At 31.8% G+C, this 26,231-nt stretch carries 29 protein-coding genes and 1 pseudogene; 29 read left to right on the forward strand and 1 reads right to left on the reverse strand.

Annotated elements, in window-relative coordinates; translation table 11 throughout:
* The first annotated feature begins 506 nt into the window (after positions 1-506).
* From B5X81_RS26050 to B5X81_RS26190, 29 genes and pseudogenes are all read left to right on the forward strand, one after another.
* On the forward strand, positions 507-1,664 hold the full coding sequence (locus B5X81_RS26050) for a 1-propanol dehydrogenase PduQ (RefSeq protein WP_079495948.1): 1,158 nt from the start codon (positions 507-509) through the stop codon (positions 1,662-1,664).
* A 119-nt stretch (positions 1,665-1,783) separates the two neighbouring features.
* Positions 1,784-3,037 carry a sensor histidine kinase gene (locus tag B5X81_RS26055; protein WP_079495949.1) on the forward strand — a complete coding sequence of 418 codons (1,254 nt, stop codon included), beginning with the start codon at positions 1,784-1,786 and terminating at the stop codon, positions 3,035-3,037.
* Positions 3,030-3,845 (forward strand): response regulator transcription factor, encoded by an 816-nt coding sequence (locus B5X81_RS26060; protein WP_079495950.1) that lies wholly within the window; start codon positions 3,030-3,032, stop codon positions 3,843-3,845. The genes B5X81_RS26055 and B5X81_RS26060 overlap by 8 nt, the downstream gene beginning before the upstream one ends.
* Before the next feature lie 213 nt (positions 3,846-4,058).
* Positions 4,059-4,331, forward strand: a complete 273-nt coding sequence (eutM, locus tag B5X81_RS26065) for an ethanolamine utilization microcompartment protein EutM (RefSeq protein ID WP_079495951.1) — start codon at positions 4,059-4,061, stop codon at positions 4,329-4,331.
* Between the two features lie 98 nt (positions 4,332-4,429).
* On the forward strand, positions 4,430-5,224 hold the full coding sequence (gene pduB, locus B5X81_RS26070; RefSeq protein WP_079495952.1) for a propanediol utilization microcompartment protein PduB: 795 nt from the start codon (positions 4,430-4,432) through the stop codon (positions 5,222-5,224).
* A 23-nt stretch (positions 5,225-5,247) separates the two neighbouring features.
* Positions 5,248-6,915: a propanediol/glycerol family dehydratase large subunit gene (locus B5X81_RS26075; protein WP_079495953.1), complete on the forward strand. Its 1,668-nt coding sequence runs from the start codon at positions 5,248-5,250 to the stop codon at positions 6,913-6,915.
* A gap of 29 nt (positions 6,916-6,944) precedes the next feature.
* Positions 6,945-7,604: a propanediol/glycerol family dehydratase medium subunit gene (locus tag B5X81_RS26080; protein ID WP_079495954.1), complete on the forward strand. Its 660-nt coding sequence runs from the start codon at positions 6,945-6,947 to the stop codon at positions 7,602-7,604.
* A gap of 18 nt (positions 7,605-7,622) precedes the next feature.
* Positions 7,623-8,147, forward strand: a complete 525-nt coding sequence (locus B5X81_RS26085; RefSeq protein WP_079495955.1) for a diol dehydratase small subunit — start codon at positions 7,623-7,625, stop codon at positions 8,145-8,147.
* A gap of 30 nt (positions 8,148-8,177) precedes the next feature.
* The gene (locus B5X81_RS26090) at positions 8,178-10,004 is read left to right on the forward strand and encodes a diol dehydratase reactivase subunit alpha (protein WP_079495956.1); all 1,827 of its coding nucleotides are present in this window, start codon (positions 8,178-8,180) and stop codon (positions 10,002-10,004) included.
* Positions 9,997-10,488: a glycerol dehydratase reactivase beta/small subunit family protein gene (locus B5X81_RS26095; RefSeq protein ID WP_079495957.1), complete on the forward strand. Its 492-nt coding sequence runs from the start codon at positions 9,997-9,999 to the stop codon at positions 10,486-10,488. The genes B5X81_RS26090 and B5X81_RS26095 overlap by 8 nt, the downstream gene beginning before the upstream one ends.
* A gap of 3 nt (positions 10,489-10,491) precedes the next feature.
* Positions 10,492-11,046 (forward strand): BMC domain-containing protein, encoded by a 555-nt coding sequence (locus B5X81_RS28880; RefSeq protein ID WP_139380478.1) that lies wholly within the window; start codon positions 10,492-10,494, stop codon positions 11,044-11,046.
* Positions 11,047-11,058: 12 nt separating this feature from the next.
* Entirely contained in the window at positions 11,059-11,343 is a 285-nt protein-coding gene (pduA, locus tag B5X81_RS26105; RefSeq protein WP_280175303.1) for a propanediol utilization microcompartment protein PduA, read from the forward strand.
* A 35-nt stretch (positions 11,344-11,378) separates the two neighbouring features.
* Entirely contained in the window at positions 11,379-12,020 is a 642-nt protein-coding gene (gene pduL / locus B5X81_RS26110) for a phosphate propanoyltransferase (protein WP_079495959.1), read from the forward strand.
* Positions 12,021-12,033: 13 nt separating this feature from the next.
* Entirely contained in the window at positions 12,034-12,876 is an 843-nt protein-coding gene (gene eutJ, locus B5X81_RS26115; protein WP_079495960.1) for an ethanolamine utilization protein EutJ, read from the forward strand.
* Positions 12,866-13,606, forward strand: coding sequence for a flavoprotein (locus B5X81_RS26120; protein ID WP_170917617.1), 741 nt, complete (start codon positions 12,866-12,868; stop codon positions 13,604-13,606). The genes eutJ and B5X81_RS26120 overlap by 11 nt, the downstream gene beginning before the upstream one ends.
* Positions 13,607-13,619: 13 nt before the next feature.
* The gene (locus B5X81_RS26125; protein WP_079495962.1) at positions 13,620-13,889 is read left to right on the forward strand and encodes a EutN/CcmL family microcompartment protein; all 270 of its coding nucleotides are present in this window, start codon (positions 13,620-13,622) and stop codon (positions 13,887-13,889) included.
* Between the two features lie 13 nt (positions 13,890-13,902).
* The gene (locus B5X81_RS26130) at positions 13,903-14,889 is read left to right on the forward strand and encodes a cob(I)yrinic acid a,c-diamide adenosyltransferase (protein ID WP_139380479.1); all 987 of its coding nucleotides are present in this window, start codon (positions 13,903-13,905) and stop codon (positions 14,887-14,889) included.
* A 5-nt stretch (positions 14,890-14,894) separates the two neighbouring features.
* Positions 14,895-16,316 (forward strand): aldehyde dehydrogenase family protein, encoded by a 1,422-nt coding sequence (locus B5X81_RS26135; protein WP_079495963.1) that lies wholly within the window; start codon positions 14,895-14,897, stop codon positions 16,314-16,316.
* A 236-nt stretch (positions 16,317-16,552) separates the two neighbouring features.
* Positions 16,553-17,389: a hypothetical protein gene (locus B5X81_RS26140; RefSeq protein WP_079495964.1), complete on the forward strand. Its 837-nt coding sequence runs from the start codon at positions 16,553-16,555 to the stop codon at positions 17,387-17,389.
* Positions 17,390-17,534: 145 nt separating this feature from the next.
* Positions 17,535-17,933, forward strand: a complete 399-nt coding sequence (tnpA, locus tag B5X81_RS26145; RefSeq protein WP_079495965.1) for an IS200/IS605 family transposase — start codon at positions 17,535-17,537, stop codon at positions 17,931-17,933.
* Positions 17,934-17,943: 10 nt separating this feature from the next.
* A pseudogene (gene tnpB / locus B5X81_RS26150) lies at positions 17,944-18,956 on the forward strand (IS200/IS605 family element RNA-guided endonuclease TnpB); the annotation flags it as partial.
* 361 nt (positions 18,957-19,317) lie between these two features.
* On the forward strand, positions 19,318-19,863 hold the full coding sequence (locus B5X81_RS26155) for a BMC domain-containing protein (protein ID WP_079495966.1): 546 nt from the start codon (positions 19,318-19,320) through the stop codon (positions 19,861-19,863).
* Between the two features lie 417 nt (positions 19,864-20,280).
* Positions 20,281-20,880: a nitroreductase family protein gene (locus tag B5X81_RS26160; protein ID WP_079495967.1), complete on the forward strand. Its 600-nt coding sequence runs from the start codon at positions 20,281-20,283 to the stop codon at positions 20,878-20,880.
* A gap of 364 nt (positions 20,881-21,244) precedes the next feature.
* Entirely contained in the window at positions 21,245-21,466 is a 222-nt protein-coding gene (locus tag B5X81_RS26165) for a YdbC family protein (RefSeq protein ID WP_079495968.1), read from the forward strand.
* A 64-nt stretch (positions 21,467-21,530) separates the two neighbouring features.
* Entirely contained in the window at positions 21,531-22,070 is a 540-nt protein-coding gene (locus B5X81_RS26170; RefSeq protein ID WP_079495969.1) for a flavodoxin domain-containing protein, read from the forward strand.
* Positions 22,071-22,497: 427 nt separating this feature from the next.
* Positions 22,498-24,015, forward strand: a complete 1,518-nt coding sequence (locus B5X81_RS26175) for a sensor domain-containing diguanylate cyclase (protein ID WP_079495970.1) — start codon at positions 22,498-22,500, stop codon at positions 24,013-24,015.
* A gap of 90 nt (positions 24,016-24,105) precedes the next feature.
* Positions 24,106-24,405, forward strand: coding sequence for a YaaL family protein (locus B5X81_RS26180; RefSeq protein ID WP_139380481.1), 300 nt, complete (start codon positions 24,106-24,108; stop codon positions 24,403-24,405).
* Positions 24,406-24,715: 310 nt separating this feature from the next.
* Positions 24,716-24,988, forward strand: coding sequence for a pro-sigmaK processing inhibitor BofA family protein (locus tag B5X81_RS26185; RefSeq protein ID WP_079495972.1), 273 nt, complete (start codon positions 24,716-24,718; stop codon positions 24,986-24,988).
* A 262-nt stretch (positions 24,989-25,250) separates the two neighbouring features.
* Entirely contained in the window at positions 25,251-25,868 is a 618-nt protein-coding gene (locus B5X81_RS26190) for a 50S ribosomal protein L25 (RefSeq protein WP_170917618.1), read from the forward strand.
* Between the two features lie 124 nt (positions 25,869-25,992).
* Here B5X81_RS26190 and B5X81_RS26195 read toward each other — a convergent pair.
* Positions 25,993-26,231 (reverse strand): IS3 family transposase (locus tag B5X81_RS26195; protein ID WP_139380482.1); only part of this gene is annotated, 239 nt, incomplete at its 5' end.

Raw genomic sequence — 26,231 nt, forward strand, 5'->3', positions numbered from 1 at the left:
CTAAAAATTATCTATTACATGTGGTTTTAAAATCTTCAAAGCCATACCATATATATTATGCAATTGTGCCAAATTAGAGTTATGCAATTTCCTCAAACAACTATAATTTTGTTTTCTGCCTAAGATATCGAAGAAAGACAATCTCGAATTAAAAGGTATTTTGAATAAATTATTTGATTTATTAGTACAGTAGGTTAAATTAAGTTTTGCTATAGGAAATCGATATATAAATGTATGCCTTTAAAAGTTTAATTTGCGGTTGTAGCCACTGAGAATCCTTTTGGCTCATGTAATAAACCTGTTTTAGATTGAATAAAAAAGGATAAACAGGTTTATAAAAATCGCTCAAAAGGAAACCTCAGAGGCTATTTCCTTTCTTAAGTTTTATTGGAGTATATCTATATATACTCGGATTGTATTTAAATAATTAATATAGTATAATTAATTTATATACAAACAAGTCTTAAAAGCTAGAGTACTTCTAAAGGATTTGGAGGGAAATAGCAGTGAAAAAATTTATAGTATCACCTAAAATTATACACGAAAAAGGCGCAGTACAGTGTTTAAAAGATATGGATTTAGGAAAAGTACTAATAATTACCGATAGATTTATGGTTAAGCTTGATATAGTTAAAAAAATAACGACTGTTTTGAATGTAAAATCATCAAAGTATCAAATTTTTTCTAAGGTAGAACCTAATCCTTCAGTTAATTTAGTAATTGAAGGACTACAAAATATGTTGGATTTTAAACCCAATACTATAATAGCGGTAGGTGGAGGTTCTGCAATAGATACAGCTAAAGGCATGATTCTATTTTTCAACAATGTGATAAAGAAAAAAAACATAAAAGATATGAGGATTCCTTACTTTATAGCAGTTCCAACAACAAGCGGAACTGGTTCTGAGGTTACATCATATTCAGTTTTCACAAATTATAATGGCTCAAAAGTAGCTTTTAATGAGGATATAATGTTTCCAGATTTGGCAATATTGGATCCTGACTTCACTAGTACAGTGCCTCCAAAAGTTACTGCTGATACAGGAATTGATGTATTGACCCATGGATTAGAGGCCTTTGTATCCAATATGTCATCGGATTATACGGATATATTGGCACAGGGAGCTATAAAAGCAGTCTTTAATTATTTGTTAGCAGTCTATAGGGATGGCAGCAATATGTTGGCTAGAGAAAAAATGCATAATGCATCATGTATGGCAGGAATAGCCTTTACAAATTCAGCCTTGGGAATTAATCACAGTATGGCCCACGCCTTGGGAGGGAAGTTCAAAGTATCCCATGGAAGGGCCAATGGAGTATTACTTCCATATGTAATAGAGTACAATTCGGGAATTGATGAATGTGATAAAGAGCTGGAAGGTTTTTGTGCTAAAAAATATGCATATATAGCCCATGTATTAGGCCTGCCTTGTACAACCATTAGGGCAGGAGTGAGGTCTTTAATTGAGGGAATAAGAGTTTTGAATAAAAAATTAAATATTCCGCTAACTATAAAAGAATTGGGAATTGGAAAAGATGAATTTAATGATTTTTTAGATGAAATGTCTAAATTAGCCATGGATGATATTTGTACCCAGGGAAATCCCAAAACTGTTGACAGAAATAGTATAAAAAGCATATTTATTAGGGCCTATGGTAAATAATTTTAAAGGGGAGTATACTCTCCTTTAATTATATCTATTTATGGATAAAAAATACTAAAATTCGGGAAAAATCCAAACTTACTTATCTTTATTAAAATTTATAGTAGAGGGGGGGCTGTATGGAGAAATTATTTCACCTTTCTGAAGTTATAGATATCGATGTATTACAAAATATTCAAGATAGTTTTGCTAATGCTACTGGTCTGGGAGTGGTGGCGGTAGACTATAAAGGAGTACCTGTAACTGAATACAGCAATTTTTCTAATTTTTGTAGACTTATAAGAAGGAATTGCAAATGCAAAGAAAGATGTTTTTATTCTGATGCCCATGGAGGATTAGAAGCGGCAAGGGATGGGAGACCTCATATATATATATGCCATGCAGGACTAGTGGATTTTGCAATACCTATAATTGTAAAAGGACAATATTTAGGCTCTATAATGGCAGGGCAGATAAAGGTTAAAGACAAAAGGTATATAGAAGATAAAAGCATGAAAGATACTATAGATATATGGGAAAAGAATCCAGAAATTTTAGAGGCATATGAAAAAGTGCCATCAATATCCTACAAAAATGTTAGTGCAGCGGCTGATATGATGCATATTGTTGCTAACCATATAGTAGAAAAGGGACTTGCTAGTATTTATCAGGATGAGTTAAACAAAAAAAATATGGAGTTACTTAAGGAGACCAAAATCAGATCAGAATTGGAAAAGGCATTAAAGAATGCAGAACTTAAAGCCCTACAGTCCCAGTTGAATCCCCATTTTTTATTTAATGTATTAAATACAATAGGTAGATTGGCCCTTTTAGAAGGTGCAGTAAAGACAGAAGAATTAGTTTATTTTTTTTCTGAAATGTTGAGATATACCCTTAAAAAATCCACAAAAATGGTTACCTTGGAAGATGCCCTTAGCTATATTAAAAAATATCTTAGTATTCAAAAAATTAGATTCCCCGATAGATTGGATTATAGTATAGATGTACCTGAGGATGTATTAGATATGAAACTTCCCTTTATGACACTGCAGCCCTTTGTAGAAAACGCTGTTAACCATGGAATAGAGCCTAAAAAAGAAGGTGGATTTGTCAATATTATAGGAAAAATTTTGAGAGAAGACCTACTTATTAAAATTGAAGATAACGGAATAGGAATGAATGAAAATCAAGTTAAAATGATTTTACAAGAGACAGAAGAATACGATATTAGAAGCACCTCCACCGGTATCGGTATAAAGAATGTAAATAATATGTTGATAAATTGTTTTGGAGAAGAATATGGAGTAAAAATAATCAGTAAAAAAAATAAAGGAACTACTGTTAAAATTAAAATACCACGAATAAATAATTCAAGGAGAGTTTTAAATGTGTAGAGTATTATTGGTGGATGATGAGTATTTAGAAAGAGAAGCCTTGAAGATGATTTTAGATAAAAATATTGATTATGTGGATATAATAGGACAAGCTAGTTCTGGAGAAGAAGCAGTAGAATTAACTGAAACCATTGATCCTGATGTTATATTTATGGATATAAAAATGCCTGGTATGGATGGCTTAGAAGCATCAAGGATAATAAAAGAAAAATATTGTGATAAGAAGATAATATTATTAACAGCATATGATGATTTTAATCTGGCCCAAAGAGCAATAAGGATAAATGTAGATGATTATGTTTTAAAGCCCATACGATGTAAAAAAATAATAGAGTTATTAGAGACCCATTATATGTCTAAGCAGAATGAAGAAAATATTGAAAATAGAAATAATAGATATTTGGAAAAGGCCTATACTAGGGAACTTTCTAAGGCTATTAGATATATAAAAAATAATTTTGAAGGAAGCTTAACATTGAATGATGTTGCAAATCATGTGAATTTAAGTACTTCATATTTAAGCAAATTGTTTAAGAAAGAGTTAGGAATGAATTTTACAGTTTTTCTTACAGACTGTAGAATGTCAAGGGCAAAGGAATTATTGGAAAATACAGATGAGCCTATAATAAATATTTCAATAGAATTAGGATACAATGAATCAAACTATTTCAGCAAGGTTTTCAGAAAAAAATATGGTGTTAATCCTTCAAAGTATAGAGAAATAAAAAAGGAAGAAAGGATAAAAAGACTAAAAAGTAATCCCCTAAGACGAGAGCCACCTAAAATGAATGGGAAATGGTATATATAAAAAAACAAAAAAACATCTAAAAAGGACAAAAAAGTATCATGTCCATAAGACATGATACTTTTTTGTCCTTTTTATTTTACACTAAGAAAACATTTTTTTATCCTATGCTCATAAAAGATTACAGCGACATAGATTGTTTAAAAGATTATCATTAGGAATAAGGACTAGCTTTTAAGACTTGTTTAATTTTAAATGTATAAGGGAGGTTAGATTATGGGTAATGAAGCCTTAGGAATGATTGAAACAAAGGGATTAGTAGCTTCAGTTGAAGCAGCAGATGCTATGGTTAAAGCTGCAAATGTCAAACTTATAGGTTATGAAAAAATAGGCTCTGGATTAGTAACTGTAATGGTTAGAGGCGATGTTGGAGCTGTAAAGGCAGCCACAGATGCTGGAGCTGCTTCTGCCAAGAGGGTTGGGCAGTTGGTTTCTGTACACGTGATACCAAGGCCTCATAAGGACGTGGAAAACATTTTACCTAAATAGATAGATGAGATATTGATTAATTTCAACTTGGGGCAATTGCATAATATAGGCCAAGTTAATTATGCAATTTTCTTAGATAATAACGTGGAGGTGCAAAAATGCAAGAAGAATTAATGGGAAAGATAATGGAAGAAGTAATGAAAAAACTGGACACTAATGATAAAGACGAAAAGATAGAAACAAAGTCAAAGACATCTAAAAAATATTGTGGGTTAACTGAATTTGTTGGAACAGCTATAGGAGATACCATAGGCCTTGTAATAGCCAATGTAGATTATACTTTACATGAATTCATGAAACTAGATAAGAAATACAGATCCATAGGTATTGTTGGTGGACGTACTGGAGCAGGTCCACAAATAATGGCTGCAGACGAAGCAGTGAAAGCAACAAATACAGAGATAATTACCATAGAATTACCTAGAGATACAAAGGGTGGAGCAGGTCATGGTTCACTTATTATGTTTGGTGCTGAGGATGTATCCGATGCAAGAAGGGCAGTAGAAGTAACATTAAAGGAATTAGACAGAACCTTTGGAGATGTTTATGGAAATGAAGCAGGACATCTGGAATTCCAATATACAGCTAGGGCAAGTTATGCTTGTGAAAAGGCCTTTGGAGCACCAATTGGCAAATCCTTTGGACTAATAGTGGGAGCTCCCGCAGCTATAGGAGTATTAATTGCTGATGTTGCAGTTAAGGCTGCAAATGTAGATATAATATCATACTCCTCTCCAGCTCAAGGAAGTAGTTTTTCTAATGAGGTGACGTTGGCAGTAAGTGGGGACTCAGGAGCAGTTAGGCAGTCTGTTATTGCCGCAAGAGAAGTAGGAATAAAAATATTGGCGACTTTAGGAGAAGAGCCTAAGACAGATACTACACCATATATTTAATACGCAAAAAGGAGGCGAATATCATGAAGAGGTCAAAACGATTTGAAATATTAGAGAAAAGAGAAGTAAACAAAGATGGTTTTGTAAAGGAATGGCCACAGGTTGGATTAATAGCCATGAATGGACCTAGCGATCCAAAGCCAAGCATTAAAATAGAAAATGGAAAAATAGTGGAATTAGACGGAAAAGCAAGAAAAGATTTTGACATGATAGATATATTTGTTGCTGATTATGCTATAAATTTAGAAAAAGCTGTTGAAGTTATAGGGAAAGATTCAACAGAGCTGGCAAAAATGATTGTAAGTGTAGATATTCCCAGGGAAGAAATAATTAAATTGACTACAGCTATGACACCAGCCAAGATAGTAGACGTAGTTGAAAAAATGAATGTAGTTGAAATGATGATGGCATTACAAAAGATGAGGGCAAGAAAAACACCTTCAAACCAATGCCATGTAACCAATGTAAAGGACAACCCTGTACAGATTGCAGCCGATGCAGCAGAAGCAGCTTTAAGGGGATTTGATGAAATGGAAACCACAGTTGCCGTTGCAAGGTATGCACCATTAAATGCATTGGCATTATTAACAGGAGCCCAGGTTGGAAGACCCGGCATACTTACTCAATGTGCTGTAGAGGAGGCAACAGAATTAGAGCTTGGTATGAGGGGACTTACCTGTTATGCAGAAACCGTTTCTGTATATGGGACTGAAAGTGTTTTTGTAGATGGAGATGATACTCCATGGTCAAAGGCATTTTTAGCATCTGCTTATGCATCCAGGGGACTTAAGATGAGATTTACATCGGGTACTGGTTCAGAAGTATTAATGGGATATGCAGAAGGAAAATCCATGCTTTATCTTGAGGCAAGATGTATATATGTTACCAGGGGAGCAGGAGTGCAGGGATTACAAAATGGTTCCATTAGCTGTATAGGAGTTCCAGGATCAGTTCCATCGGGAATTAGAGCCGTATTGGCTGAAAATCTTATAACAACAATGTTAGATATGGAAGTGGCATCAGGAAACGATCAAACCTTCTCCCATTCTCCAATGAGAAGAACTGCCAGAACCCTTATGCAAATGCTTCCAGGAACAGACTTCATTTTCTCAGGATATAGTGCTGTACCTAATTATGACAATATGTTTGCTGGTTCAAATTTCGATGCAGAGGATTTTGATGATTATAATATTATTCAAAGAGATTTAAAGGTAGATGGAGGACTAAGGCCAGTATCTGAAAAGGAAGTTATAAACATAAGAAATAAGGCAGCTAAGGCAATACAAGCTGTATTTAAAGGCTTAGGATTACCACAGATAACAGATGAGGAAGTGGAAGCAGCAACCTATGCCCATGGAAGTAAAGATATGCCTAAGAGGGATATGGTAGAAGATATAAAAGCAGCTGGAGAGATGATGAAAAAGGGAATAACAGGTATAGATGTAGTAAAGGCCCTTTATAAAAATGGATTTGAGGATATATCAGAAAGGGTTCTTAATATGCTAAAACAAAGAGTTTCTGGAGATTATCTTCATACATCATCAATAATAGATAGTGATTTTAATGTAATAAGTGCAGTTAATGACTGTAATGATTATAGGGGACCGGGAACAGGATATAGGTTAAGTGAAGAAAGATGGAACGAGATAAAAGACATTCCAAATGCCAAGAGTCCAGAGGATTTTGAATAGATATAAAGAGGTTGAGAGGAGGTAAAATAATGGCTGTCAATGAAAAAATTATTAAAGAGATAGTAAATGAAGTTTTGAAGAGTTTAAATAATAAAGATAATGACTCATCAAATTTTAAAAGCAAAACAGAAGAGAATTTCAATAATAGATTTAAGCTTGAAGTCCTTGGGGAAGCAAAAAAAGGTACTAGAAGTGACGAGGTAGTGATAGGAATTGCTCCAGCCTTTGGAATATATCAGACTAAAACCATAAACAAATTACCCCATGAAAAGGTACTTAGGGAATTGATTGCTGGGATAGAAGAAGAGGGCTTAAATGCCCGTATAGTAAGGGTTAAAAGAACTTCTGATGTTTCATTTATAGGGTTGGATGCAGCTAAATTAAGTGGTTCAGGAATAGGAATAGGACTGCAGTCTAAGGGAACTATTATTATTCATCAAAAAGATTTATTTCCGTTAACTAATTTGGAGTTATTTCCTCAAGCACCGGTAATCAATTTAGATATATATAGAGCTATAGGTAAAAATGCAGCTAAATATGCCAAGGGTGAATCTCCAAATCCGGTGGCTACGATTAATGATCAGATGGCTAGGCCAAAATATCAGGCTATAGCAGCACTTTTACACATAAAGGAAACAGAACATGTAGATAAAAATGCTAAAAGTGAAGAGTTAAAGTTTGAAATTTAATATTTGGAGGTGAAAATAATGAATAATGAAAAAATGATAGAGGAAATTGTAAAGGAAGTAATGATGTCAATGGGTGGAGCCATAGATGAGAAAGTAGAGATGAAATCTAGCAGCAAAGGTTCAAATACAGACATAGACTCTAAAAGAGATTATCCACTGGCGACGAAAAGACCAGAATTAGTTAGAACACCTACAGATAAGAAATTAGATGACATAACACTAGATGGAGTACTGGAAGGAAAAATAAATGCCAATGATGTAAGGATATCGCCAGATACATTGGAAATTCAAGCTCAAGTTGCTGAGGGCGTAGGTAGAGATGCCTTTGCTAAGAATTTAAGGAGGGCAGCAGAGCTTATAGCTGTACCAGACGATAGAATATTGGAAATATATAATGCCCTTAGACCTAATCGTTCCACTAAATCAGAGCTTCTAGAAATAGCTGATGAGTTAAAGAATGAATATGGAGCAGTAATAAATGGGAATTTTGTAAAGGAAGCAGCTCATGTATATGAACAAAGGGGTATGCTCAGAAAAGAATAGTGATCCCATGGCATCTTGGAGGTATTAAATATGAAATTAATAGCAGGTATAGATATCGGAAATGCCACTACAGAAACAGCCATAGCTAAGATTTATAACAAAAATATAGAATTTATAGCCAGTGGAATAGTTAAAACCACAGGCATAAAAGGTACAAAGGAGAATATCCATGGAGTATTTGCGTCCCTTAACCAAGCCTTAAAAAAAGGTAAGGTTGATATTAATGATTTAGATTTAGTGAGAATAAACGAAGCAGCTCCAGTAATAGGGGATGTGGCAATGGAAACTATTACTGAAACTATAATTACTGAATCTACAATGATTGGACATAATCCATCTACACCTGGAGGAGTAGGGCTCGGTGTAGGATATACAGTAAATATCAAAAGCATAAAAAATATGCAAGAGAAACAACCTTCAATAGTAATAATACCTAGAGATGTAGATTTTTTAGAAGCTTCATCTATTATAAATGAAGCTATAGAAAATGGAATAGATATACAGGGGGCTATAGTTCAGAGAGATGATGGCGTTCTTATAAATAATAGAATATCTAAGGTTATTCCCATAGTAGATGAGGTGTCACTAATAGAAAAGGTCCATGAAGGTGTAAAAACAGCCATAGAGGTGGCGCCGGTTGGTGGAGTAGTTGAAGTCCTTTCAAACCCCTTTGGTATAGCAACAGAATTTGGACTTGACTCCTATGAAACCAAAATGATAGTTCCCATAGCTAGAGCCCTCATAGGAAATAGGTCTGCTGTGGTAATAAAGACCCCTAAAGGAGATGTAAAGGAACGAAAAATTCCTTCAGGAAAGATAAATGTATTTGGAAAAAAGAGAAAAATGAATGTAGATGTGGATGAAGGTGCATCGGTAATCATGGATGTCTTAAGGGAATGTAATCCCATAGAAGATATAAAAGGAGAACCGGGAACTAATGCCGGGGGAATGCTGGAGAAAGTAAGGCAGGTAATGGCTAATCTTACGAAGAATCATCCTAACAGTATAAAAATACAAGACCTATTGGCAGTAGATACCTATGTCCCACAAAAAGTAAAGGGAGGACTTGCGGGAGAGTTTTCCATGGAAAATGCAGTGGGAATTGCAGCAATGGTTAAATCTGATAGGCTTCAGATGCAGATGATAGCAGATGAATTAGAAAAAGAGATAGGAATTAAAGTAGAGGTTGGTGGAATAGAAGCAGATATGGCCATAAGGGGAGCTCTTACCACACCGGGAAGCAATACTCCATTGGCAATATTGGATATGGGAGCGGGATCAACCGATGCATCTTTAATAAGTAAAGATAGAGAAATAAAGTCTATGCATTTGGCTGGTGCTGGAAATATGGTAACTATGCTTATAAATACTGAATTGGGCTTAGAAGATAAGGACTTAGCTGAAGATATTAAAAAATACCCCCTTGCTAAAGTAGAAAGTCTTTTCCATATAAGACATGAAGACGGATCCGTTGAATTTTTTCAGGACCAATTGGATCCCAAGGTTTTTGCCAGGATAGTAATATTGAAGGAAGGAAATATGATTCCCATACCTGTAAATGAATCCTTAGAAAAGATAAGAATGGTCAGAAGGAATTCGAAGAAAAAAGTATTTGTAACCAATGCCATAAGAGCCCTTAAGATGGTAAGCACGACAGGAAATATAAGGGATATTGATTATGTGGTACTATTGGGAGGTTCTGCCCTGGACTTTGAAATTCCTCAATTAGTTACCGACAGATTAGCTCAATATGGAATAGTATCGGGAAGGGCTAATATAAGGGGGATAGAAGGTCCAAGGAATGCAGTGGCTACAGGATTGGTATTATCCTATGGGGAAGTGAAGAAAAATGAATAATAAACCCAGTATAAATATATATTATTCAAATCTCATAAAGGATCATTCTTTATATACCCAATTACTATGGGGAATAGAAGAAGAAGGACTTCCTTATCAGTGTGTATCTAAGGAACTTAATAATGCCCTGGAGCTGGCCTATGCTGCGGCAGAAAGTTCAAGATTAAGTGTAGGTATAGGTATAGATAGTACTGGCGATATAATCTTGCATTATCAAAAGTTAGATAAAGATAAACCTTTATTTAAGATAAATATAGATGAAGGATATGCTAATTTAAGAAAATTAGGAGCCAATAGTGCTAGACTCATAAAGGGAATTCCTTTTAAATCCTTTGAAGAGAATATAGAATTTCAAGAATATATGAAAGAAGAAAAATTTAAAGTTTTACATGATGTAAAAAACAAGAATACCAAAAAGGAAAATATAGATCTTAAGAAGATTGTAACAGCAGTGATAGAGAAACTATATGGCGAGGGGGTGTAATATTTGTATAAATTTGCACTAGGTATGATAGAAACGGTTGGCTTAGCAGCAGGAATAGAAGCCGCCGATACAGCAGTAAAATCTGCAAATATCAGGCTTTTAGGATATGAGCTTACAAGAGGTGGCGGTCTTGTAACGATTAAAATTGCAGGAGATGTAGGAGCTGTAAAGGCTGCAGTAGAGGCTGGCAGTATGGCTGCTGCAAAAGTTAATAAAGTATGGAGTAAACATATTATACCTAGACCCCATGAAGAAATACAATGTCTGATTGAAAGCACTCAGACTGTTGGATTATATAGTGGTATAAAGGAAGAAGAAAAGAATGAGAAACAAGAGAATAAAGAAAAAGAAAGTGAAGAAGAACAAAATAAAGAAACTAAAAAAGAAGAGGAAAAACCAAAAGAAATAGAGGCCATTAATTTAAAAGAAATTAAGAAGGAAGAAAGCCAAGAGGAAAAGGAAAAATTAGAAGAAGATGTATGCAACCTTTGTAGGGATCCAAAATGTCCTAGAAAAAAGGGAGAGGCTAGATCACTTTGTATACACAATCAAAAATAAGAGGAGGAATTAATAATGGGTGAAGCATTAGGAATGATAGAGACAAAAGGATTGGTAGGAGCAATAGAAGCAGCTGACGCAATGACAAAATCAGCAAATGTGACATTAATAGGATATGAAAAAATAGGTTCAGGATTAGTTACAGTAATGGTAAGGGGAGATGTGGGAGCCGTAAAGGCATCTACTGACGCAGGGGCTTCTGCAGCACAGAGAGTTGGAGAATTGGTATCTGTACATGTAATTCCAAGACCACATATGGATACAGAAAAAATCTTGCCAAAGGTTGATAAAAAATAAAACTAATTGGATTGTAAATATAGGGAGAGAGTTTTATGATACAAATTGATAAAGCACTAATTGAAAAAATAACAGAAGAAGTGAAAAGACAGATAAAAAAATATGAAACAGGTATCCCTGTAGGTGTATCCAATAGACATATACATCTTAGCCACGAAGATTTGTATAAATTGTTTGGAAATGGATATGAGCTGACCAAATATAAAGATTTGAGTCAGCCCGGACAATTTGCTGCCAAAGAAACAGTATCTATAGAAGGGCCTAAGGGTAGTTTTAAAAAGGTCAGAATATTAGGCCCTGTGAGAAAAGATACCCAGATAGAAATATCTGTATCTGATGGATTCAAATTAGGAATAACTCCCATTGTCAGAGAGTCTGGAAATATTGGAGATACACCGGGAGTGATTATAAAAGGTCCTAAAGGAAGGATTGTAAAAAATAAGGGAGTAATAGCTGCCCTAAGACATATTCACATGCCAGTAGATTATGCTAGGGAGCATGGATTTAATAATGGTGATATGGTAACAGTGATAACAGAAGGTATAAGGAAGACAGCTTTTTATAATGTACTCATAAGAGTTTCTGATAAATACAATCTAGAAATGCATATAGATATGGATGAAGCAAATTCTTCAGGTCTGAAAAATGGTGATAGAGTAGAGATAGTCAAAAAATAAAGGGAGTATTTACATGAATCTTTCAAGTGTAAATGAATACATTGAAAAATTTAATAAATTAATAATAAACAGAGAAAGTCGCCCGAGAAAAGGCAATTTAAAGGCTGGAGTAGATTTAGGAACAGCTAATATAGTATTGGCTATAGTGGATGAAAAGGGAAATCCAATAGCCGGTGCATCTAGGGAAGCTAAGGTAGTAAAGGATGGATTGGTAGTAGACTATGTAAAGGCCATAGATATAGTAAGGGAATTGAAGGGCGAGGTAGAAGATATTTTAGGAGAAGATATAAATGAGGCAGCAGTGGCTGTTCCACCGGGAACCCAAAAAGGAAATACAAAGGCTATAGCAAATGTAGTTGAATCTGTAGGTATAGAAGTTATAAACATCGTAGATGAACCAACGGCAGCAGCTTCAGTATTAAAAATTACTGATGGTGCTGTTATAGATGTAGGTGGAGGAACTACTGGTATAAGTGTATTAAAGGATGGCAAGGTAATATATGTGGCCGATGAACCCACAGGAGGTACCCATATGACCTTGGTTTTAGCAGGGGGATATGGTCTTTCCTTTGATGAAGCTGAAAAATTGAAAAGAGATGTTAATAGAGAAAAAGAAGTATTTACTGTAATAAAGCCAGTGGTAGAAAAGATGGCTGATATAGTAAAGAGGCATTTGTCTAATTATCCCGTAGATAAGATATATATAGTAGGAGGGGCATGCAGCTTTAGGGATTTTGAAGATGTATTCACGAAATATATAGGAATAGAAAGTATAAAACCAGCAATGCCCCTTTTAGTTACTCCCTTAGGCATAGCATTAAACTGTAATGGGGAGGGTGAAAATATTGGGTCTTGATAATATGATAGAAATTATTGTAAAGGAAGTAGTAAAAAGAGTAACTAATGAAATGAAACTTCAAAGAAAACAGGCATTAGTTATATTTACAGGGGCAATGGCAGGATATAAAGACGCTTTGCACTCATTAAAAGAAATGAGTGCAGATGGATATAATTTTAAAGTCGTTTTATCTAAAAGTGCACAGAAGATATTAGATCAAGACAAAATAAAAGAGGAACTAAAGGTATCGGATATTTATGTAGATGAAAACCCCAAGGATATAGATTATTTAAAAAAGGATATAGATAAAATAGTTATTTCAACATTAACAAGAAACTCTGCTGCCAAGGTGGCCACGGGAATAGCCGATACACTCCCAACATATCTAATATCATGGGGTATAATGGCTGGCATTCCCATAGTGGCATCTGAAGAAGGATGTAATCCTAAAAACAGTAATTCTAGCCATTATCAAAATATGCTTGTAAATAATTTAAATATATTAAAGGAATACGGCATATCCCTTAGAAAGGCTAAAGATATTTATAAAGATAAGTTTAAAGAATTTACTAACTCTATTGAATATGAAAAAGAAATGTTTATGGAGAAAAAATTAATTACCAGAGAAGATGTTATAGAAGCTAAAAATAGCAACAAGAAAATATTGGTTTCAAAAAACACTATAGTTACCCAATTGGCAAAGGATATAGCTAGGGAAATTGGAGTTACTATAAAAACCACAAATTAAAGGCGGGTTTTATATGTATATAGGGAAGGTAATAGGCGTAGTGGTTTCCACTACTAAAGATCAGGGACTTATAGGAAAGAAGCTTTTAATAGTGCAGCCAGTAGATACTGAAAATAATCCTATAGGAAATGTAGAGGTGGCAATAGATTCTGTGGGAGCTGGTGCTGGGGAAACAGTACTTATAGCCACTGGAAGCTCAGCAAGACAAATTTTTAATGATGAAAAATCTCCAATAGACAGATCCATAGTGGCTATAGTTGATAACATTGAGGTAACTCAATAAAGGAAGTGATATTTTGGGAAAGATATATACCAAAACCGGTGATAAAGGAGATACTAGTTTATTTGGTGGCAGCAGGATTAATAAGGACAGCCTCCAAGTTGAGTGCTATGGAACAGTTGATGAAGCTAATTCTATGATTGGAGTGGCATATTCTTTAGTAAAGAATAATGAAATAAAAAGTGAGCTAAGGGATATACAAAAAAGACTATTTGTCCTTGGAGCAGAAATTGCCAGTGACAGCAAAGGCGCAGCCAAACTTATCGATAAAATATCACAAAGGGATGTAGATTCATTGGAAAAAATCATAGACAGTCATACATCAGAGGTTGATCCTCAAGATAGTTTTATAATACCAGGGGGCTGTGTTTCAGCATCAACTTTGCATATGGCTAGAACTATAGTTAGAAGAGCAGAGAGAAATCTAGTTTCCCTAAGTAATCAAGCTAGAATTAATAATAATATAAAAAAATATTTAAATAGACTTTCCGATGTATTATTTATAATGGCGAGGGTAGAGGAAAAGTATAACTTTATTCAGGAAGTAAAATTCAAGGTTCTTGATAGATTAGAGAATAATACAAAAAAATGGGAATTAAGTTTAAGACTTAGTAAAAGAATGGCAGGAGCAGCAGAAAAAAAAGCTAAGGAAATAAAAGTGCCAGTGGTATTTACTGTTATGGATTCAGGAGGAAATATAGTATTAGTCCATAGAATGGAAGATTCTTTACTGGCAAGTATAGATATATCTATGAATAAGGCCTATACGGCATTATCCTTAAAAATGTCTACAGATCAAGTTTCCCATATAGTAAAGGAAGATAGTGATTTATACGGGATACAGTGGAGTAATAAGGGCAAAATTATTCCCTTTGGTGGAGGATATCCACTAAGACATAAAGGAAAAATTATTGGAGGTATAGGTGTAAGTGGCGGTACAGTAAAAGAAGATATGGAAATAGCATTAAATGCGTTAAAGGTATTTGAGATTGAAAGGAGCTGACAATTATGGCTATAGATACAATGGACATAGAAAAAGTAGTTAAGGCAGTTTTAGAAAAAATAGATAAAAAGGGTCATTCTATGAAGGAAGAAACTATTGGAGTACAAAATCCTGGAAAAGGAATATTTTCAAATATGGATATGGCCATAGAGGCAGCATGGAAAGCCCAGAAAAAATTCTTTAAAGAATATAATTTAGAAGATAGAAATAGAATTATACAAACTATAAGGGAAGAACTTATGGAAAATGTAGAGGCCCTAGCGAGATTGGGAGTAGATGATACTGGAATGGGAAGATATGAGGATAAATTAGTTAAGAACAAACTCACTATAGAAAAGACTCCCGGAGTAGAAGATTTAAAGGCAGAGGTGTATACAGGAGATTCAGGACTTGCCTTAATAGAGTTTTCACCCTATGGAGTTATAGGAGCAATAACTCCTTCGACAAACCCATCGGAGACAGTAATTTGTAACAGCATAGGAATGATAGCAGCAGGGAATTCAGTTGTATTTAGTCCCCACCCTGGAGCTAAAAAAATCTCAATGAAAACTATTGAAATTATAAATACTGCCATTGAAAAAGCAGGGGGTCCAGAGAATCTAATAGTTACAGTAGATAATCCAAGCATTGAAAATGCACAAAAAATGATGACCCATGAAAAAATTAAAATGATTGTAGCCACTGGAGGACCAGGAGTAGTTAAGTCAGCAATGTCTAAAGGTAAAAAGGCTATAGGAGCTGGAGCAGGAAACCCACCGGCATTGGTAGATGAAACTGCCGACATAGAAAAGGCAGCAAGGGATATAATAGCAGGATGTAGTTTCGATAATAATTTACCTTGTATTGCAGAAAAGGAAGTAATAGTAGTAGATAGCGTGGCAGATTACCTTATATTTTCAATGAAGAAAGAAAATGTATATCATTTAGAAAATAGAGAAAATATAGATAGATTGTTAAAGATAGTATTTGATGAAAAAGGAAGATTAAATAGAAAATATGTTGGTAAAGATGCAAAGTTTATATTGAATTCAGCGGGAATAAAATGTGAAAAGGATGTTAGGGCAGTAATAATGGAGGTTAAAAAGGATCATCCCTTTGTATTGGAAGAATTAATGATGCCTATATTACCTATAGTCAGAGTAAAAGATATTGAAGAAGGAATTAATTTAGCAGTAGCTGTTGAACAGGGAAATAGGCATACAGCCATTATGCATTCTAAAAACATAGATAATTTAACAAGATTTGCCAGAGAAGTTGAAACAACAATATTTGTGAAAAATGCACCTTCCTATGCAGGTCTTGGATATGGCGGAGAAGGATATGCTACCTTTACTATAGCAGGTCCTACTGGAGAAGGATTAACTTCAACCAGAAGTTTTGCCAGAAAAAGAAAATGTTCCTTGGTAGGTGGATTTTCTATTAAATGAGAAACTTGCATAATTAACATTATTAATTCCAAAATACAATATATAGATAACTCACCTGACTCTCTCTACTATATTTTGTATTTTAAAATTCTTTACATGTATTATGCAAGTTCCTCAAATAAGACAATTTCATGATTTATAAAAAGGGATTTTTCCCCTTTTTTATATAAAGAAAACGATTGCAACAAAGTCTATATAATAAATGCTATATTAACAATAAAATAGGGGGATTTAAAGTGAATATACAATTAATCTTATCTGCATTTGGAGGCGGAGTATTAGGAACGGCCTTGGGAGCGTTACCAGCATTTATTTTCACAGGATTTATAGGACTTATAGGTATAGCAGTAATAGCAGCTGGAGGACAACCAGCTATATTAAATGATGTAACCTTTGGAACATTATTAGGGCCTCATATTGCCTTTGCTGGAGGAGTGGCTGCAGCCGCCTTTGCAGCAAATAAAAGAAAGCATTTAGATACAGGATTAGACATAGTTACATCCCTAAATAAATGTAAAGATCCAATGGTGTTGATGGTAGGTGGATTTTTTGGTATTATAGGATTTTTGTTAAATAATTTATTTGTTGCTATGAAAATACCTACAGACACAGTTGCATTAACGGTATTTGTATCTGGATTGATAGCTAGAATGGCATTTGGAAAAACGGGAGTCTTTGGAAAGCTCTCAAAACCTAATGAACAGAAAAGGAAGATAGCACCAGATTTCAATGACATAGTGCTTGATATAATAATAGGATTGAGCTTAGGACTTGTTATATCATATTTAATAATATTAACTGAAATTACTACTTTAGGATTTTGTATAAGTGCTGCATCATTAATATTTGTTCAAATGGGATTTGAAGCTCCAACTACCCACCATATTACTATGGTCGCAGGCTATGCAGCTGTGGCTACAGGAAATATGTTCGTTGGAGCATTAGCAGCAGTTATAGCTAGTATACTGGGAGATTTAGTAGGTAGAATAGTAAATAGTTATTGTGATACCCATATTGATCCTCCTGCTACAACTATATTTATATGTAGTCTTGTAATATTTATGATATTTTAATTACTAGTGGATAAGTCGCCCATCATCTATAAGTGGGAGATGTAAGCACTATTTTTATTTAGACTAAGATGTCTAAATAAAAATTTGACAGTATACAAGGAAACATATATAATCAGTCTTAAAAACAGTAAAGATTGGTGATATAATGAAATTGGATAATAATAATCATTCAGTATTCTTGCTAAAATATCATCTAGTATTAGTAACCAAATACCGAAGAAAAGTAATAGATGATAATATAAATGAAAGATTGAAAGAAATATTTAATTATATTTGTAAAAAATATAATATAACATTAGAAGAATGGAATCATGATAATGACCATGTTCATATACTCTTTAGAGCTCATCCGAACTCACAGTTATCTAAATTTCTAAATGCATATAAAAGTGCATCTTCAAGACTTATAAAAAAAGAGTTTCCAGAGATAAAGAAGAAACTTTGGAAAGAATATTTTTGGTCAAGAAGTTTCTGTCTAATAACAACAGGAGGAGCACCTATAGAAGTTATTAAGAGGTATATAGAAAATCAAGGCAAAAAGTAGGTGGAAATCTATGAATAAAGCATATAGATTTAGAATATATCCAAATGAAGTTCAAAAGGATTTGATAGAAAGGACTTTTGGATGTACTAGATTTGTATACAATTACTTCTTAAAACAGAGAATTGAAACATATAAAACAGAAGGAAAGAGTATAGGGTATACAAAAAAACAAAACCAGCTTCCTAAACTGAAAAAGGAATTATCTTGGTTAAAAGAAGTGGATAGTACATCTTTACAAATGACTATCAGAAACTTAGATAGAGCATTCAAAAACTTCTTTAGAGATAAAACTATAGGATTTCCAAAGTTCAAAAATAAGAAGAGTAAAAAAAAATCCTATACAGTAAACTATGTAAATAATAACATTCAAATAAAGAAGCATAAGATAAAGCTACCAAAATTAAAATGGGTATCTGCCAAAGTTCATAGATTTGTAGAAGGAAGAATAATAAATGCAACTATAACTAAAACACCTACAAATAAATATTTTGTTTCTATAATTACAGAACTAGAGATAGAACCTATGGATAAAGTAGATGGAAACATAGGTATTGACTTAGGAATAAAGCATTTTGCTATATTATCTACTGGAGAAAAAATAAAGAATCCAAAACTTCTAAAGAAAAGCTTAAAGAGATTAGCAAAAGAGCAAAAAAACTAAGTAGAAAGCAGAAGTACAGTAATAATTGGTATAAACAGAAGCAAAAAGTAGCTAGGCTACATGAAAAAATAAAAAATCAAAGGCAAGATTTTCTACATAAACTGTCTAAAAGGATAATAGACGAAAACCAAGTTATAATCCTTGAAGACTTACAAATAAAAAACATGATGAAAAACAAAAAAATATCAAAAGAAATTGCAGATGTAAGTTGGCATAAATTCTATACTTACTTAGAATATAAAACAAAATGGTATGCAAGGACAATACACAAGATAGATAAGTGGTTCCCAAGTAGTAAGACATGTTCATATTGCGGACATGTTATGGAAGAGATGCCCTTGAGTATAAGAAAATGGGATTGTCCTAAATGTGGTATAAAAAATATAGATAGAGATATAAATGCAAGTATAAATATACTAAAGCAAGGAATAAAAGAACTAAAAAAAGAAAATGTAGCGTAAATAAAACACCGTAGGGACTACGGATTGAGCCTGTGGAGAGTCAAATAAGACCTTGCTAACATAGAAGGCATAACTCTGAGAAGCAGGAAAAATTCTTAGGCTAGACCTAAGAAGCCACCACTTCTCAGCTGATAGGCGTAAGTGGTGGAGGTTCACTTACGGGGAATGATATTACCCTTATTAAAGGAATATACCACTCCCGTTTAATTTTCTATAATTGAGGGAATTTTACAATTACCTTTAAGTAAAGTGGTGATGTATTATGAAGAGTTCTTTAGGTCTAATAGAGGTATCTAGTATACCAAAGGGAATAGCAATATTAGATAATATTATTAAGAAGGTAGAAGTAGACGTATTAAAGGCGAGATCAATTTGTCCTGGGAAATATATGATTTTAGTAGGGGGAAATACAAGCTGTATAAGAATGGCAGTAGACGCAGCAAATAAGTTAGGACAAAGATTTATAATAAAAAGCAATGTAATTAACAATCTCAATTCTCAGGTACTTTCTGCAATAAAAGGCAATATAAAGCCTCAAAATATTAATGCTTTGGGGATTATAGAAACTAAAAATGCTATCTCTTCTATACTAATAGCGGATATGGTATGGGATGCATCAGAGGTAGAAATAATAAAAATAAAATTGGGAAATGGCGTAGGTGGAAAGGGTATATTGGCATTTACTGGAGATATAGCATCGGTAAAAAATGCTATGGAATATTATAAATATAAAAAAGAAGTGCATAAGGCTATTATAGACCAAGAAATAATAACCAGTCCCAATATAACTACTATAAATAGTATATGAAAAAAGATTTATAGGGATTTAATCAAAGACTTTAGCTTATCCATAGCCAAAACTCCTAAAGATCTTAAGTATTTGTACATGTATAAACTAAATTTTACTATGTAAACTCTATATAGGTGTTTTTTAAAATAAAGTTTTAATTAGAACATAATTTTAAAGAATAAAGATATCTTTAAAATTATGTTTTTGTTGATTGAGCAAATTAAGGAAATTGCATAACTCTAATTTGGTTGGGTTACATAATATATGGCATGGCTTCGGAGGTTTTAAAACAATATAAACTTAATAATTAAACTTTATTATAAATATAATATTTTAACTGTAAATTCAATGGGTATAATAAATAATAATCATTTATAGTGAAATATTTTTGAAGTTCAATTTATTTCACTATATAAAAAGGAGGGTTAATCCAAGATGGATAAAGGTTTTTATAATGCTATAAAGGAAAGAAGAAGCATATACGGAATAGACAAAGAAATAGGTGTTTCAGAGGAGAAAATTGAAGAAGTAATAAAAGAGGCAGTGAAATATACTCCTTCAGCATTTAATTCTCAAAGTGGAAGAGTTGTTGTTTTATTTGGTAAAGACCATGATAAATTATGGGACATTACAAAAGAATCTTTAAGAAAAATTGTTCCTGAGAACAAATTTGCATCTACAGAAGAAAAAATTAATTCATTTCGTAGTGGATATGGAACAGTTTTATTCTTTGAGGATATGAGTATAATTGAAGGGTTGCAAGAAAAATTTGCTTTATATAAGGATAATTTCCCAATTTGGTCACAGCAATCCAGTGGCATGCTTCAATATATAATTTGGACTTCACTAGAGCTTGAAGGATTAGGAGCTTCATTACAACATTATAATGAACTGATTGAAAATGAAGTGAAGAAGCAGTGGAATATACTAGATAATTGGAAACTTATTGCACAGATGCCATTTGGTAATCCAACTGCTTCTGCTGGAGATAAAGATTTTATGCCCCTAGAAGAAAGAGTAAAGGTATTTAAATAACTGAGGAAATTGCATAATTACCTCTTGTGGAAACTAACTATTCCATATAGTTTTAAAATCTTCAGAGGACTACCACATATATTATGCAACCCAAACAAATTCGAATTATGCAATTTACTCAACTTAAAATAAAGTTTTATTAAATTTAAAAAGCATTATTAAAAATCATGGTTAAGGATGGATTTAAGACCTTCTATAGCCATGATTTTTTATAGTTTAGAATAAAAAATACTTCTTGCAAAATAATATTTAATTTTTTAAAATTTACTTTAGATAATATTCATGTGATAAAATAAAATTAGAGAAAATAGAGAGAAAAAATTTATTATAAAGGAAGTATTTCTTTAGATTAAGGAGGTTAAATATGGCTAATATAAAATATGAAATTAAAGAAGAAATAGGAGTTTTATCTGAATCTTCAAAGGGATGGGCTAAGGAACTTAATTTAATAAGCTGGAACGATAGAGAAGCCAAATATGATTTGAGGGATTGGGCTCCAGGTCATGAAAAAATGGGTAAAGGGATTACTCTTACTAGAGAAGAAATAAAGAAGCTAAGAGATATATTGAATGGGATGGAAATATAAAAAAATATCAGAAGAGGTAAATAAGACTTAATCAATTTGAAAACAAAAGGATGGTGATAAATCTATGAACAAAATAGCTGTTATATATAAATCAAAATATGGTAGCACAAAGAAATATGCAAATTGGATAGCTGGTAAAGTAGGTGGGGATATATTTGAAGTTTCAAATGTTAAAGTTAAAAAATTATTTTCCTATGATACTATAATTTTTGGTGGAGGACTTTATGCTAGTGGTATTAATGGAGTTTCTACTATAACTAAGAACTTTGAAAAACTAAAGGACAAGAATCTTGTTGTTTTTACAATAGGACTTGCACGGACAGATGATAAAGAAATTTTTAATCCTATTATTCAAAAGAATTTTACTGAACAAATGACAAAAAAGATAAAATTTTTTCATTTTCGCGGAGGAATTGATTATAAAGACTTAAGTTTTATGCATAAGACTATGATGGCAATGCTTAAAAAAATGGTTTCTAAAAAGAAGCCAGAGGAATTGTCTGAAGATGACAAGGGAATTTTAGAGACATACGGTAAAAAAGTTGATTTTACAGATATAAATACAATAGAGCCATTAATTGAATATGTTAAAAATCTTAATTAAGTGAGTAAATTGTATAATTACCTTCTCCAAAAATCATTTTATTTAAACTTATAGTATAGATTTCCCATAACAAAACTTAATTTACGCATATCGAAATATCTGGTGTTTTTGAGGAGTTTTAATCTGTGGATAAAAACTATAAAATGAAAAAGCTTATGAAAAAACATGGTCTTAAAAAATGTAAAATATTTTTAAGATCATGTTTTTCTATTCTATAAAAGTAATTATACAATATTTAGGTATAATAATATAATTCAAATATTTAGCTGCTCCAAAAGATAAATATAAAAATTTATTAAATTTGCTTTTTCATTTATTAAGTAATACTATAAAAACAAGAAATAATTAAAATGGTAAATACTTATGGCTTTGAAGAGGCATAGTTTAGAATCAATCATTATTTTATTTCCATTAAGGAAGTGGTAAATTGAAATTATTCAAGACCTTGATCAATAAAATAAATAATTCTATAAAAAAAAGACGATTAGATAGTGATGAAGTGCTAGAGTTTGATAGAATTAATAATGTTTTGTGTCTTAATCGCATAAAAGTAATTTCTATAGCTTTAATAGTTTTAAGTATATATTTTTTTTATGCAGATTGTTTCCTATTTAATACATTTAAGTGTGAAATATATAAAAGAACCCTCTTTCTTATTCATTTTATTATATTTGATTTATCAATAATATTTTTATTTTTTTATAGATGGATTATTAAAAAGAATGACTATGATGGAATTAAAATTCAAAAACTAATAATTAAATTTTATGTTTTTTTTAGTGTTCTCTTGGGAACAATTACTTCAATAAATAGTCAAAGATTAACAGATAATATTTATAATTATATAATTATAATATTCTTTACCGCCATACTATTTCCAATAGAACCAAAGTATAAATTATTTGTTTATTTAATTAATCATATTTTTTTTATTTTAAAGATTTCAAACGCAAGTTATGATTATTATAAAATGCTGGCAGATCAAATCAATTCTACAACTGTAGTGGTTGTGGCAATATTTATTTCATTTTCAATGTATAAGTATAAAATAGATGAGTTTTTGAGGAAAAATAGGTTGAAAGAAAGTGAATTGAATTTTAAAAAATTATTTGAAGTTAACCCCTTTCCTTTATTTATTACAACAATAAAAGACGGAAAAATAATTATGGCAAATAAAAAAGCAATGAAATTTTATGGAATATCTGAAGAAAAACTAAAGATGCTTGACAGCGAGGATTTTTACAAGAATACTGATGAAAGAAAATTAATGATTGAGCAGCTTAAAAATGAAAAAAGTATCGAAAACTATATAGTTGAACATAAAAAATTATCTGGGGAGATAAAATGGGTTATTTCAAATTACAAAATACTAGACTATAAAGGTGAAAAGTGTATATTAGGTGGGGTAACCGATATTACTGAACTTAAAAGAATGGAGGATAAACTTGCTGGATATGCATTTATTGACCCCCTTACTGGTATTTCAAATAGAAGAAAAGGATTAGAAAGTTTGAAGGAGTTAATAAATAAAACTCAAAAAGGAAACTATGAGTTTGCAATATGTTTTATTGATATTAATGGATTAAAGAAAGTAAATGATTTATATGGTCACAAAGAGGGAGATTTTTTTATAATTACAGTATGTAATACTATTAAATCTAGTATTGGCAAAGAAGATATATTGTTTAGATATGGAGGAGATGAATTTATAATACTATTTCCCGATAAAACTAAAGAAGAAGTAGATATACAATTAAAACAAATAAATAATAGTATTGATAAGTTAAATAGGATTAAAAATAAGCCATATAAAATTAGTATTAGTATAGGTTTATATTATTATGAAAGTAATATGAATCTTACCATAGATGAAATTATCAAATTTGCGGATGATAAGATGTATGAACAAAAAATTAAATATAGAAATAATAGAAAAATTTACTGAACAAAATTGTTAAGTTCTTCCTCTAAGTATATTTAATTCCAAGGTTGGTTAACCTAATAAATAGAAAATATTGTTATGGGGGGAAGAAAAATGCCACAACAATTTAGACAAAAAAAGAAAAAGTCAGAAAATAACTTATTTAATAGTCTGACCAATATATATGAGAAATTTGTTTATGGAGAAGTAAAAAGTGAAGATGATCAAATACTTGAAAACATACGTATAGCCCACGAAGATTGGAAGAATGCAGAAAAATTTTTTCAAAATGTTACAGATCCAGATTTGGTTGATCATGCTATATTTAGAATAGAAGCTGCAAGGACTAGATATACATATCTCTTAAAACTTGCTAGGGAAATGGGTATACATGGAGATATGCACCATCATTAAACTATATAGCTTATTGTTTAAATAGAACAATAAGCTTTTTTTAGTTGTTATATAGCTTAATTACAAAAAAGTGTAATAACAGGTAGACAAACTTTATATAATATAGTGTTAGATATATTTTATAATTAAGTGAAATAATTGCATAATATATATGGTATGGCTTTGGAGATTTTAAAATTATATGTAGTAGATAATTTTTGTGAAAGGTAATTGTGCAATTTGTTCAATTATTTTATAAGGAAGAAAAGAATATGAAATTTTTTTTGTACATTATATAACAATATATAACAATAAATATTGGAGGTTTAATATGGGTATTGGGATAGAATTAAGTGTTATTTTTGCTTATGCCTTAGGACTAATATTACTTTATGTTATTGGATATTTATTATTGTTTCCTTTTAAATGGATACTTAAGCTTATATATAATGGTATAATTGGTGGGATTTTATTATTCGTAGTAAACCTTATAGGTAAACTAATAGGGTTTAGTATAGTTATAAATCCAATAACAGCCCTTATTGTTGGATTTTTAGGAATACCTGGAGTTATTATGCTAATATTTGTCAAAACTTTAATATGAATTCCATAGAAAATAATGAAATTTTATATTTTTATTGGGAATTGTTAAATATTCAAAACAAATAGGCAAATCTGTCTATTTGTTTTTTTATAATTTGAGATAGTTTCATAATTAGAATCTCTATATCTTTCCAAAAAGTAATTATGCAAATTCCTTATTTAAGTATAAAAGAAAAAAGAATGGTAATAATGACTAATAAATATAAATTGTTATAGCCTAGAGACTTATATAACTAAGCTTAGATTATGGGAGGGATTATATTTTGAAATCATTTATAAATAGCCAAATTAGAAATGATATAGGATCTAATAAAAGTAATAGAGTAAGAAATAATGGACACATACCTGGTGTGGTATACGGACATGATATAGAACCTAAAGCTATTGAAGTTGATAGAAGGGATTTAAATAGAATTATAAAAGATTATGGAGAAAATATTTTAGTAGATTTAGAAGTAGGGGGACATACTATAACTTCCATGATAAAAGAAATCCAAAGAGATCCAATACATAGAGAAGTAATACATGTGGATTTTCAAAGTATTTCATATGATAAGCCTATACAAGCCACTGTTCCCATTTTATTAATTAACAAATCAGAAGCAGAAAGTAATTATGCAACAATACAACATCAGCTTAGAGAGGTTAATATAGAATGTTTACCTCAAGACTTACCTGAAAATATAGAAATTAGTGTTAAGGATTTAACTTTTGGTAATCCAATAAAAGTTGCAGATATAGAGTTTGCCCAGGAAATTACAGTCCACAACGAAGCAAATGAGGTAATAGCATCTTTAACTAGAGCAGGAAATCTAGATGATGAAGAAGTTGAACAAGAGCTAGTGACAAAAAATGATTTTGAGCCAATTAAAGAAGACTAAAATAAAAATTTTAAATAGCAAATTTAACCCCATGAAGATGATGAACATGCCCCTGTCAAGTAGACAGTGGAAAAAATAAAAATCACTATGACATCAATCATTTAATTATGGTTGATGTCATTTTTTATGATGCTTGTTTTAAAATATGCTTTCGGTATTCTATTGGTGTCATACATTCAAGTCTCTTCTGATAACGGTGATTGTTGTAATACTTTATATAATCAATAATTGCAGATTCTAACTCTTCATAAGAATTAAATTTTTTTAGATAATACATTTCTGATTTTAACATCCCCCAAAATGCTTCCATTGGGCCATTATCTATACAACGAGATACTCTAGACATACTTTGAGTCATTTCTG

It is taken from the genome of Maledivibacter halophilus (genome assembly GCF_900167445.1).
Classification (GTDB): Bacteria; Bacillota; Clostridia; order Peptostreptococcales; family Caminicellaceae; genus Maledivibacter; species Maledivibacter halophilus.